The 11,163-nt window shown below is 61.1% G+C and carries 14 protein-coding genes and 2 tRNA genes; 10 read left to right on the plus strand and 6 right to left on the minus strand.

The genetic code is table 11. From position 1 onward, the window contains the following. The 7 genes from ACWTV3_RS02910 (at nucleotide 1) to ACWTV3_RS02940 (ending at nucleotide 5,564) form a co-directional block, all read left to right on the plus strand. Complete coding sequence (locus ACWTV3_RS02910) at nucleotides 1-1,053, plus strand: HoxN/HupN/NixA family nickel/cobalt transporter (protein ID WP_498476761.1); 1,053 nt, start codon at nucleotides 1-3, stop codon at nucleotides 1,051-1,053. Further along, nucleotides 1,053-1,355, plus strand: a complete 303-nt coding sequence (locus ACWTV3_RS02915; protein ID WP_498476762.1) for an urease subunit gamma — start codon at nucleotides 1,053-1,055, stop codon at nucleotides 1,353-1,355. Before ACWTV3_RS02910 ends, ACWTV3_RS02915 begins: the two co-directional genes overlap by 1 nt. 14 nt (nucleotides 1,356-1,369) lie before the next feature. Continuing rightward, complete coding sequence (gene ureB / locus ACWTV3_RS02920; RefSeq protein WP_498476763.1) at nucleotides 1,370-1,720, plus strand: urease subunit beta; 351 nt, start codon at nucleotides 1,370-1,372, stop codon at nucleotides 1,718-1,720. After that, nucleotides 1,707-3,410, plus strand: a complete 1,704-nt coding sequence (locus tag ACWTV3_RS02925; protein WP_498476764.1) for an urease subunit alpha — start codon at nucleotides 1,707-1,709, stop codon at nucleotides 3,408-3,410. Before ureB ends, ACWTV3_RS02925 begins: the two co-directional genes overlap by 14 nt. Further along, nucleotides 3,410-4,084 carry an urease accessory protein UreF gene (locus tag ACWTV3_RS02930; RefSeq protein ID WP_498476765.1) on the plus strand — a complete coding sequence of 225 codons (675 nt, stop codon included), beginning with the start codon at nucleotides 3,410-3,412 and terminating at the stop codon, nucleotides 4,082-4,084. The genes ACWTV3_RS02925 and ACWTV3_RS02930 overlap by 1 nt, the downstream gene beginning before the upstream one ends. Beyond that, nucleotides 4,077-4,832, plus strand: coding sequence for an urease accessory protein UreG (gene ureG, locus ACWTV3_RS02935; protein WP_498476766.1), 756 nt, complete (start codon nucleotides 4,077-4,079; stop codon nucleotides 4,830-4,832). Before ACWTV3_RS02930 ends, ureG begins: the two co-directional genes overlap by 8 nt. Before the next feature lie 78 nt (nucleotides 4,833-4,910). Next, entirely contained in the window at nucleotides 4,911-5,564 is a 654-nt protein-coding gene (locus ACWTV3_RS02940) for an urease accessory protein UreD (RefSeq protein WP_498476767.1), read from the plus strand. Nucleotides 5,565-5,630: 66 nt separating this feature from the next. On the opposite strand, the gene ACWTV3_RS02945 is transcribed toward ACWTV3_RS02940, so the two are convergent. Further along, nucleotides 5,631-6,305 (minus strand): ATP-dependent Clp protease proteolytic subunit, encoded by a 675-nt coding sequence (locus ACWTV3_RS02945; protein ID WP_100388715.1) that lies wholly within the window; start codon nucleotides 6,303-6,305, stop codon nucleotides 5,631-5,633. A 2-nt stretch (nucleotides 6,306-6,307) separates the two neighbouring features. Then, complete coding sequence (locus ACWTV3_RS02950) at nucleotides 6,308-6,928, minus strand: ATP-dependent Clp protease proteolytic subunit (RefSeq protein WP_341619670.1); 621 nt, start codon at nucleotides 6,926-6,928, stop codon at nucleotides 6,308-6,310. A 119-nt stretch (nucleotides 6,929-7,047) separates the two neighbouring features. Between ACWTV3_RS02950 and ACWTV3_RS02955 the strand changes: the two genes are divergently transcribed. Continuing rightward, entirely contained in the window at nucleotides 7,048-7,536 is a 489-nt protein-coding gene (locus tag ACWTV3_RS02955) for a tetratricopeptide repeat protein (RefSeq protein WP_498476768.1), read from the plus strand. A gap of 103 nt (nucleotides 7,537-7,639) precedes the next feature. Here ACWTV3_RS02955 and tig read toward each other — a convergent pair whose 3' ends face one another. Beyond that, nucleotides 7,640-8,971: a trigger factor gene (tig, locus tag ACWTV3_RS02960; RefSeq protein WP_498476769.1), complete on the minus strand. Its 1,332-nt coding sequence runs from the start codon at nucleotides 8,969-8,971 to the stop codon at nucleotides 7,640-7,642. Between the two features lie 35 nt (nucleotides 8,972-9,006). Continuing rightward, nucleotides 9,007-9,080: transfer RNA gene (locus ACWTV3_RS02965), tRNA-Pro, on the minus strand. 257 nt (nucleotides 9,081-9,337) lie between these two features. On the opposite strand from ACWTV3_RS02965, the gene ACWTV3_RS02970 reads away from it, so the two are divergent. Continuing rightward, a tRNA-Gly gene (locus ACWTV3_RS02970) sits at nucleotides 9,338-9,411 on the plus strand. A gap of 143 nt (nucleotides 9,412-9,554) precedes the next feature. On the opposite strand, the gene ACWTV3_RS02975 is transcribed toward ACWTV3_RS02970, so the two are convergent. Together ACWTV3_RS02975 and ACWTV3_RS02980 are read right to left on the minus strand one after the other, a co-directional pair. Next, complete coding sequence (locus ACWTV3_RS02975) at nucleotides 9,555-10,406, minus strand: alpha/beta hydrolase fold domain-containing protein (protein ID WP_498476770.1); 852 nt, start codon at nucleotides 10,404-10,406, stop codon at nucleotides 9,555-9,557. Between the two features lie 66 nt (nucleotides 10,407-10,472). After that, nucleotides 10,473-10,646, minus strand: a complete 174-nt coding sequence (locus ACWTV3_RS02980; protein WP_498476771.1) for a hypothetical protein — start codon at nucleotides 10,644-10,646, stop codon at nucleotides 10,473-10,475. A gap of 186 nt (nucleotides 10,647-10,832) precedes the next feature. On the opposite strand from ACWTV3_RS02980, the gene ACWTV3_RS02985 reads away from it, so the two are divergent. Next, nucleotides 10,833-11,018 (plus strand): DUF2510 domain-containing protein, encoded by a 186-nt coding sequence (locus ACWTV3_RS02985; protein WP_498476772.1) that lies wholly within the window; start codon nucleotides 10,833-10,835, stop codon nucleotides 11,016-11,018. Nucleotides 11,019-11,163 lie beyond the last annotated feature (145 nt).

Below are 11,163 nucleotides of genomic sequence, written 5' to 3' on the forward strand. Positions count from 1 at the left end.
GTGAGCCTGCCGTCACGGTCTGCCACGACCGCACGAATCAAACGCTCCTGGGGCGTTCTCGGAGCGATCGTTGTGCTCCACGTCGTCGGATTCGGCGCGCTCGTTCTCGCGAACGCGCCGTCAGCAGTGGACTCGTCGGACGCCGCAAGCGGGCTGGCAGTCGCTCTGGGAATCGGGCTCACTGCTTATGCCTTAGGCGTTCGTCACGCTTTTGATGCCGACCACATCGCCGCCATTGACAATACGACCCGGCGACTAGCGGCGTCGCCCCGCGAAACACGCGGCACCGTCGGATTTTGGTTCGCGCTGGGGCATTCGACGATCGTCACGGTGTTGTGCGTGCTTCTTATGACGTTCGGGCAGGCATTGGAAACCGCCATGGCAGCTGACGGCTCAGTGGTTCAGTTCACCACGACTATCTACGGCCCCACGATTTCAGGGATCTTTCTGCTCGTCATCGCCGCTGCCAACATTATTGCGCTCACCCGATCCCATCGTCACGGAGTTCGAGGCCCCGTCACCTGGCTGCTCGGACGTTTCGATAAGGCGGTGGATCGACCAAGTCGAATGTACGTAGTCGGTCTCCTGTTCGGACTTGGGCTCGATACCGCCACAGAGATCTGGCTTCTCGTCCTGTTGGGCGCCGCCGCTCTCTCGACTACTTCGCTGTGGGCTGTGCTCGCGCTTCCCATTCTGTTCGCAGCGGGAATGACCGCAATGGATACCCTTCAAGGCCTCATGGCAAGCCGCGTTTACCGACCGGGCTCGCGCTCCTCACGCGTGCAACGAGCCTTCAGCATCGGAATGACTGTCGTCGCTGTCACCGTCGCGGTTGTTGTCGGTGTCGTGCAGCTCGCTTCGGCGGCGACTGCGTCTGGCGGAACCGCGGGCGTGCTGAATTGGATCTCGGGTGCCGAGGTGTCATCGCTTGGCTTCGTACTAGCGGGGCTCATCCTTGTTGGCTGGCTTGTTGTGCTGGGAATCGGACGATCGTACAGCCATCGCACTGCTGCATTCGTTGCTCCTCAGTCAATGATGAAAGAAGGCGTCTGATGCATCTCACTCCCGCCGATACCGAGAAACTATTGCTCAGCGTTGCGGCGATGGTCGCTCGGGAGCGACTCGACCGCGGAGTCGCCCTCAATTACCCAGAGAGCGTGGCATTGCTCAGCAGCTGGGTAATCGAACGTGCGCGCGACGGCGCCCTTGTCGCCGATCTCATGGACGAAGGCCGGGAGGTACTCACTCGAGCCCAAGTGATGCCTGGTGTCGCCGAGATGATCCGCGACGTTCAAGTCGAAGCAACTTTTCCCGACGGTCGCAAGCTCGTCACACTGCATCACCCCATCCAGTAAAAGGGAGATAAATCATGGCTAGTGCACCCTCCGAAGGGCCAGGCGCCTTCAGAATCCGGCCGGGAAGCATCGAGTTGAACGCCGACCGCACGATGGCCGAGCGTATTCGCGTTGTCTTCCTTAACTCTGGAGATCGGCCCATCCAAATCGGGTCTCATCTTCACTTGCCAGACGCGAACACCGCCCTCACCTTCGACCGCGACGCAGCCCACGGCTTTCGGCTCGATATCCCCTCGGGCACGTCGCAACGATTCGAACCAGGCGCGTCTCGAGAACTCGACGCGGTAGCAATTCGAGGAGCGAGGCGTATTCCCGGCCTCCAGATTCCGAATGCAGGCAAGGAGCAACTCGATGGTATCCATTGACCGACAGCGCTACGCAGCAATCTACGGCCCGACGGCAGGCGACCAGATACGCCTCGGCGACACCGACCTCTGGATAGAAATCGAGCGCGATCTCACCGTCGGCGGAGAAGAAGCCGTATTCGGTGGCGGTAAATCGATTCGAGAGTCTATGGCTCAAGGCGTGCGCACTCGCGCCGAGGGCGCGCTAGACACTGTGATCACGAATGCAATCGTGCTCGACTGGTGGGGTATTCAGCGGGCGGATGTCGGGATCAGAGATGGACGCATAGTAGCGTTGGGTCGGGCGGGGAATCCCGACATCGCCGACGGCGTCCATCCTCAACTCGTGATCGGTCCATCGACCGACGTAATCTCTGGAGAGGGTCGCATCCTCACCGCCGGCGGTATTGATTCCCACGTTCACCTCATCTCGCCCTCTCAAATTCATGAGGCGCTCGCCACCGGAATCACGACCGTGGTCGGCGGCGGCACCGGGCCTTCCGAGGGATCAAAGGCCACAACTGTCACCCCTGGTGCGTGGCATCTGGAGACCATGCACCGCGCTATGGATCACCTCCCGGTCAACCTGCTCCTGCTCGGCAAGGGCAACACCGTCTCGCCCGAGGCGCTCAAGGAACAGGCACTAGCTGGTGCCGGTGGTTTCAAGATTCATGAGGATTGGGGCGCAACGCCTGCAGCGATCAATGCGGCTCTGGAGGCGGCCGATACCTTCGGTCTTCAGGTCGCGCTACACTCCGATTCGCTCAACGAAGCGGGCTACGTGCAGTCCACGATCGATGCGATTGCCGGGCGTGGCATCCATGCTTTTCATGTTGAAGGTGCTGGCGGTGGTCACGCCCCGGACATTTTGTCGATCGCCTCTCTTCCCAACGTCATCCCCGGGTCAACGAACCCAACGCTCCCCCACACCACGAATACTGTGGCGGAACACCTCGACATGCTGATGGTGTGCCATCACTTGAACGCGTCGGTTCCGGAGGATCTCGCGTTCGCTGAGTCCAGAATTCGCGCAACAACGATCGCGGCGGAAGACATCCTTCACGACATTGGAGCCCTGTCGATCACGTCGTCAGATTCGCAAGCGATGGGTCGAATTGGCGAAGTCGTCGCCCGCACATGGCAGGTTGCCCACGTCATGAAAGCACGGCGCGGGCCGCTCGGCGCCGCGCATCCTGCCGACAATGAGCGCGCACGGCGCTACATCGCCAAATACACGATCAACCCCGCCATCGGTCACGGAATCGATAAAGAAGTCGGGAGCATCGAGCCAGGTAAATTAGCCGACTTGGTGCTCTGGGATCCGCGACACTTCGGCATCCGGCCCGAAGTCGTAATCAAGGGAGGCGGCTTGGTGTGGGGCGCTCTCGGGGACCCAAACGCGTCGATCCCTACCCCGCAACCGGTGCTCATGCGGCCGTCATTCGCGGATGCCATTGGAGACCGACTCTCACTCTCGTTCGTCGCGCAGGCTGCGATTGATGACGGCTTTGAGGAACGAGTGGGCCTCGGGCGCACCGTTGTCGCCGTGCAGTCCACTCGGGAAGTGACCAAGCATGATCTGAAGAACAATGACACGCTCCCGAAGATCGATATTCGTCCAGACACCTTCGCGATTTCTATCGATGACGAACTTGTCGTGCCCGCTCCCGTCGATACTCTGCCCCTCGCTCAGCTCTACACGATGTTCTAATGGTCGACTCGGGGACGCTTGCGATGCTCCTCGCTGATGCGCGCCTGCCCACGGGCGGGCACACTCACTCGGCGGGAATGGAGCCTGCTTTGCTTGGCGGGCTTCAGCGAGACGGCATCCCCTCGTTCCTCGCCGGCAAAACACGGTCGACCACACTTGTCGAAGCCGGAACGGCGGTGGTGGCACGGCATCACTTCATTAGCGAAGCCTCGCCGTCGGAGATCGACGCACTAATCGCGGCCTGGGCGGCGAGAACCCCGAGCCCGGCGTTGCGCGACGCGTCCAGACTCCTCGGACGCGGCTACACGAGGATTGGCCACACCGTGTGGCCGCACAGCGCATCAATTGCGTTCTGCGCTCAGCTGAAGCAACCGCCCCGGGCTGTGGTTCTCGGGGCGATCGCGGCATCTACCCAGATGAAGCCAGCCGACCTGGTTCGTCTTGTCGTCTACGAAGAGGTTCAGAATGCGGCATCCGCTGTGCTGAAGCTCGACCCGATCGACCCCGCCACAGCGGTCACATGGGTGCTCCATGCCTGCGAGGCAGCCGAACCATTTATCGACCAGCTTTCGCTCATCACTACGCCTGAGGCGATCCCCGCCTTGGGCGCTCCGCAAGCCGAAGGGTGGGCTGAGGCCCACGCTGTTATGAAGAAGAGGTTGTTCCGTGCTTGAAAACAACGCCCCCTCCCGCGCTCTACGTCTGGGAATAGCCGGTCCGGTGGGAACCGGAAAGTCGTCGCTCATCGCACTTCTGTGTCGTTCTCTGGGTGAGGAACTGCGACTCGGTGTCATCACCAACGACATCTACACGGATGAGGATGCGCGCTTCCTGCGATCCGCCGGAGTGCTGGATCCCGAACGGATCCGCGCAGTGGAGACGGGCGCGTGCCCACACACAGCGATCCGTGATGACGTGACTGCGAACTTGCTGGCGGCCGAAGATCTTGAAGCCGACTTCGCTCCCCTCGACATCGTCATCATCGAGTCCGGCGGTGATAACTTGACCGCAACGTTTTCTCCTGCGCTCGTCGACGCGCAAATTTTCGTGCTTGATGTCGCCGGCGGCGGCGACGTGGCGCGCAAGGGCGGCCCGGGCATCTCCCGCGCCGATCTACTCGTGGTGAACAAGACAGACCTCGCCCCCTACGTCGGCGTCGATGTGGAGACGATGGTCTCTGACGCGACTCACGCGCGCGAAGGTCGGCCTGTTGTTGCCCTGTCGCGAACGGATGACAATTCGATTGCCCAGCTACGGCTATGGGTGCTCGAAATGCTCGCCGCCTATCGCTCCGGAACCCACAGCCCCCAAGACCCCGGTCCGATGGCGCCGCATAGTCACCTCGATGAGGGCGGCCAAGCTGTGGTTCACACCCACAGTCCCAGCTCAGACCACGACCACGACCACCCCGTGAGAGCTTAAGGCGTTCGCGTGCAGTCCGATGCGGGTTCGCGAGTCACGCGAGTCTCTGTAAACGCGAACGCGTCCGGGAACGCGCGCGTGGAGTTGAGGGCAGGAATACTCATACCGCGACTCATCTCGTGCACGGACCAGTCAGCGGATGTCGCTCTCGTCGCCGGGGGCGCACTACTGCTCGGCGGCGATACTGTTGCGATCGAAATTACGGTCGGCGCGGGGTGCAACCTCACGCTCGAAGACATTGGCGGCATGGTTGCGTACGACGGTGAGGGTCAGTCCGCGACCATGACGATTCAGGTCCGGCTGGAGGTCGGAGCTCGATTGTCGTGGGCTACGCTCCCGTTCATCATCGCCGACGGCGCCTACGTCATGCGCGTACTGAACGTCGAGTTGAATGACGGCGCTGTGGCGCTCATTCGGGAGACTCTCGTCTTAGGGCGCGAAGGGGAAAAAGGCGGTCGGGTCGTAACCCGAACCTCCGTCTCGGCAGACGCTGTCCCCGTGTTGATTGAGCAGCAAGATTTCGACGGAAGCGCACCCGTCTGGGGCCATCTGGGGGACGAGCGTGTCATGGATACTGTTTTGCTTGCTGGCCGACGGCCACCCACGACATCCATCGAACGCGGTGTAGTCGTGCTCGACTTCGAGGAGCCGGGCGGTGTTGCGCGGTGGCTTGGGCGCGAAAACCACCTCTCGCCGCTCGATGTCGTGTGGAGAGAATGGGCGTTGGCGTAGCGCCGTCAACGCACAAAGGCCGCTACCCGATTCGGGTAGCGGCCTTTGGACAGTAACTAAGGGAAACTAGCTCGTGATCGCCGGCAGCGTCTTGCGGCTCGTGAGCACCTGGTCGATGAGACCGTACTCCATTGCCTCAGCCGCGCTCAGAATCTTGTCGCGCTCGATGTCCTTGTTGATCTGCTCAGGAGTGCGGTTCGAGTGGAACGACAGCGTCTCTTCGAGCCATCCGCGCATGCGCAGAATCTCGCGAGCCTGAATCTCGATGTCCGACGCCTGGCTCGACCCTTCCGAGCCACCACTGGGCTGGTGGATGAGGATGCGGGCGTTGGGCAGAGCCAAACGCTTTCCCTTGGTTCCACCGGCAGTGATCACGGCGGCAGCCGAGGCAGCCTGGCCGAGAACGACGGTCTGAATCTGCGGACGGATGTACTGCATCGTGTCGTAGATCGCCGTCATCGCGGTGAACGAGCCACCGGGTGAGTTGATGTACATCACGATGTCGCGGTCAGGGTCTTGGCTCTCGAGAACGAGAAGCTGAGCCATCACGTCGTCAGCGGATGCGTCGTCGATCTGCACACCCAGGAAGATGATGCGGTCTTCGAACAGCTTGGCGTACGGGTCTTGGCGCTTGTAGCCATAGGCCGTGCGCTCTTCGAACGTCGGCAGAATGTAGCGAGCGTCAGCATCCGGACGGCCAATGCCTGCGGGTGCCTGAGCACCGAGGTTAAAGTTCTCCATGATTAGTCCTTCTTGCCGGTTGCGTTGTCGTCGGACGCGTTGTCTTCGGTTCCGCCACCGCCCACAACGTCGGATGCGAATTCGCGCAGGTGGTCAACGAAGCCGTATTCGAGTGCTTCTTGAGCCGTGAACCAGTTGTCGCGGTCGTTGTCAATGAGAACCTGTTCGACGCTCTTGCCGGTCTGCTCAGCGGTGAGCTCTGCCATGCGCTTCTTCATGTCGAGGATGACGCCAGCCTGAGTCTGAATGTCTGCGGCGGTTCCACCGAATCCACCCGACGGCTGGTGCAGGAGCACGCGTGCGTTGGGGGTGATGTAGCGCTTGCCCTTGGTGCCCGAGGAGAGCAGGAACTGCCCCATCGAGGCGGCAAGGCCAATACCGACAGTCACGATGTCGTTCGGAACGAACTTCATCGTGTCGTAGATCGCCATGCCAGCGGTGATCGAGCCACCGGGCGAGTTGATGTAAAGGTAGATGTCGCGCTTGGGATCCTCTGCTGCGAGCAGCAAGATCTTTGCGCAGATCTCGTTCGCGTTTGCGTCGCGCACCTCTGAGCCGAGCCAGATGATGCGGTCCTTGAGGAGTTGGTCGAAGATGCTCGAGACCAATGCCGGTTGGGCCATTGTTGCGCTCCATTTCAGTTATCGCGTAGTAAGAATCTATCCGAGTACGGCCCGTGATTCTGGCGTGTTCGCCCTAGGCAAAGTACCGCGTCGCCAGAGGCTGCTTGTAGGCTCACCGAATGCAGCAGAACTGGCGCGATCGAATCGCAGATATTTGGGCCCACGCAGGCACCATGGCGGAGCACGATGTTGTCTCGGCGATCGATGAGCTTGTCGCCGAACGCGACCCTGACGACGCCGAAGCGCTCTTCGAGGCAGCGGGCGCGCGGGACTATGCCGGGTTAGAGACCGAAGCAGAACCGCTCTACCGCCGAGCCATCGAGAATGGATTGGATGCAGCCCTGATGCCCCGTGCAACCATCCAGCTAGCCAGCACGCTACGCAACCTCAATCGCATCGAGGAGTCAATCGCGTTACTCGAACAGCAGCTCCACGAGCATCCCGACGATGAGTGGACGGGGCCTACCGCCGCCTTCCTCGCTCTTGCCCTCACCAGTCGCGGCGACCCTACCCAGGGCGCCGCCGTCGCCCTGATGGCTCTGGCAAGCTATCTCCCGATCTACCAGCGCTCCGTGCGCGGGTACGCCGCGGAGTTACTCGCCGACTAGAAAGCACCGGGAGCACATGGTGATCCCTGTCTAATATTTCGCGCTTAACGACCTCACGGCCGACTAGATAGCTAGTCGGCCGTGAGGGGTAAAACTGTGTCGCTTAGGACTCGTCGCTTGCGTCGTCTTCTGCAACGACCTCTTCAGCGGAGTCTGAGTTAGCGAGAGCGGTGAACGCCGATACATCGACGGCCTTGCCCTTGGTATCGACAACCTTGGCCTTGCTGAGCACGACTGCGAGAGCCTTGCTGCGAGCAACCTCAGCCACCATGGCGGGGATCTGGCCGTTCTTGTCCAGGATCTGGATGAACTCGCCGGGCTCCATGCCGTACTGCTGGGCGCCCTGCACGAGGTACGAAGTGAGCTCTTCCTGGCTGACCTTGATCTCTTCCTTCTCAACGATCGAGTCGAGGAGAATCTGCGAGCGGAAGGTCTTCTCGCTGGCGACGACTACCTCTGCGCGGTGCTCGTCGTCTTCGAGGCGGTTCTCGTTCTCGAGGTGACGGTGAACTTCGTCTTCAACGAGCTTCTCGGGAACGGGGATTTCAACGCTCTTGAGCAGTTCGTCAACGATCTGGTCGCGAGCTTCAGAAGCCTGACCGAACGACTTGGAGCGCTTTACCTGCTCCTTGAGATCGGCCTTGAGCTCCTTGATGGTGTCGAACTCGCTAGCCATCTGAGCGAAGTCGTCGTCAGCCTCAGGAAGCTCGCGCTCCTTGACCGTGAGCAGCGAAACGCTGATGACGGCGGTTTCGCCCTCGTGGTCTCCGCCGAGCAGTACTGACTCGAAGGTGGTGGATTCGCCGGCGCTGAGCGAGTCAAGGGCTTCGTCGATGCCCTCGATCAGTTCACCCGAGCCGAGCTCGTAGGAAATGCTCGTTGCGGAGTCAACCTCGGTCTCGCCGATCTTGGCGACGAGGTCGAGCTGAGCGAAGTCGCCGGTCTTGGCGGGACGGTCAACGGTGACGAGCGTGCCGAAACGAGCACGCAGGGTGTCGAGTTCAGTCTTGACGTCGTCGGCGGATGCTTCAACAGCGTCAACCGTGAGGGTGAGCTTGTCGTAGGCAGGCATGTCGAACTCGGGGCGAACGTCAACCTCGATAGCGAGAACGAGGTCTCCGCTAAAGTCCTTGACCTCGGGCCATGTGACGATGTCAGCCTCGGGGCGACCGAGAACGCGAATCTCTTCGTCGGTAACAGCCTGGCGGTAGAAGCCATCGAGTCCATCGCTCACAGCGTGGTTCAAGATCTCTTCGCGGCCAACGCGCTGGTCAACCAGCTGCGGCGGCACCTTTCCCTTGCGGAAGCCGGGGATGTTGATCTGCGAGGCAATGTGGCCATACGCGTGATCGATGCTCGGCTTGAGTTCTTCGGGGGTGACCGAGATGTTGAGCTTGACGCGGGTCGGGCTCAGCTTCTCAACGGTTGTCTTCACGTCGTGGATCTCCTGTAATTCGATGGTGTATTTCGTCGGGGCGACAGGATTCGAACCTGCGACCTCTCGGTCCCAAACCGAGCGCTCTACCAAGCTGAGCTACGCCCCGGGGCGCCGTGCTGTTTCATGGCCGCGGCATCACAGTGCAATGCCGATACAAAATTGGCCTCGGCAAGTCTAGCCTGAGCGCGCAGAGAATGTTGACGAGATTCAAATATCGATCTCTTTCACATCCCGTTCACCGTGTTTATCGGGCTCCCATCCAACAATTCGCTGGGAAGTTTCGCCTTGAGCGATCTCGACTTCGCACTTTGCGAGGTTTCGGGTACAGTATTCCTCGGTACACAGCACGAACGGGTACCAAATGGGGATGTAGCTTAATGGTAAAGCCTCAGTCTTCCAAACTGATGACCGGAGTTCGATTCTCCGTATCCCCTCCATTACAGAATGAAGGCCGCCTCACTGAGGCGGCCTTCATTCGTTAGCGCTCGCGTAGCCACGCACACGAGCGCGGCGCTGCCACATGCCACCGATTAGCCGCAATAGCGAGCCGCGCGTAGTCCACGGGTGCGTGCACCGCAGGCTACTTCGTTGAGGCGTCCCCGCTGATTGCGCGTTCGATAACGGAGCGCGCCTCGGCAGCCTCGGGAATCGGCAGGAGCGGGTAGTCGTGGATCATGCCCTCCCCCACATGGAAGTCGAGGGCGATGCCCTCTTTCTGCGCGCGATCACGAAGGCGCAGAGCATCCGCATGCACGAGGTCTCGGGTTCCCGTAAAGACAGTGATGGGGGCGAGGCCAGTGAGGTCGCCGTGGATGGGGCTCACACGCCAGTCGCTCTCGTCGAGCTCGGCGCGATAGAGCGCCCCCGCTGCATGCGTTCCCGGAACCGCAAGCCACGGATCCCGCGGAGCAATCTCCGCCAACATCGGGTCTGTGCCGCTGATGTCGAGCCAGGGCGCGATAAGCACGATCGATCGGAGCGGCGGCAGCTTGCGGTCGCGCAGCTCCATCGAGACCGCCATCGCCATCCCACCACCGGAGGAATCCCCCATCACGCTGACATTCTTAGCGCCGACGTCGGCCACAACGGACTGAACGATGGATGCCGCTCGATCAACGACCACGGAGGCACGGCCGTCGGGAGCGAGAGGCATGATCGGAACGGTGAACGTCGTTCCGGTGGCGCGCGCGAGACGCGCGATGAGTTTCCAGTGCAGGGGGTCGATCTGAAAGACGTAGCTTCCACCGTGGAGATAGACGACGTGGCCGGCGCCTGAAGACGACTGGGGTGCAATCGTGAACACGGGCCAACCGCCGACATCGCGTCGCGAGACCGAGACGTGCCGGGAGATCGACGCCGGAGGGGCGAACTGAACAGGTTTCTTTCGAAGCTCAGCGATCCGCGCGAGTGTTCGCTGGGGATCGCTGAACATGCGTTTTGACCCTCGAAGGGTCAACGCAATTGGAGCGAGCCGACTGAGAAGGCTCGCCATGTCGTGCTAGCTGTCTACGCGCTTCATCACGTGGATCGGGATAAAGACTCCCGCAGTGGTGACGAGCAGGCCACCGACGAACACGACAGACTCCAGACCCTCAACGTAGAAGGCTTCGCCCATCATGTAGATGCCGCCCACGAAGAGCGCGAAGGAAATTACAAATCCAAGAATGTTCACTCCTCCATCTTACCCACGAGTGCTCTCACACCGAAGTCACCCTCGCCGAGGCGCGTACCCCCTTGTGGGGCCGGAAATGTGCCCCCTATACTGGGGACTAGCCGTTCCCCCGAACTGATCCTCGGCGGCTGGATCGAACGCCACACCCGTATCGCCCCCTGTGGCAGGGCACCTTGGACGCCCCCGATGTCTAACACCGCAACTCAACTTCCTCCCTTCGGCTGGTACCCGGACCCCGCTGGTAGCCACCTGCTTCGTTGGTGGGATGGCAAGGTCTGGACCAACCGTCTCGAAAAGCCGCGCCCCGAACTTCAGGCTGCAAAGGGCTACACCCAGCAACAGTCCACACTTTCGCGCCTCATCGCTTCTTAGGCTTTCAGCACCGCTACTCTGAGACTTCCTCCCGAAAGGAAGTCAGAGTAGATGGTCAGTTCAGCGCGTTCCTTCATTGAGCATGTAGGCCATGTTCTCTTTCCTCGTGGACCGCTAGACCTCACCGATACCTCGCGATGCCCGG

It is taken from the genome of Salinibacterium sp. AL4.1, from assembly GCF_059767305.1.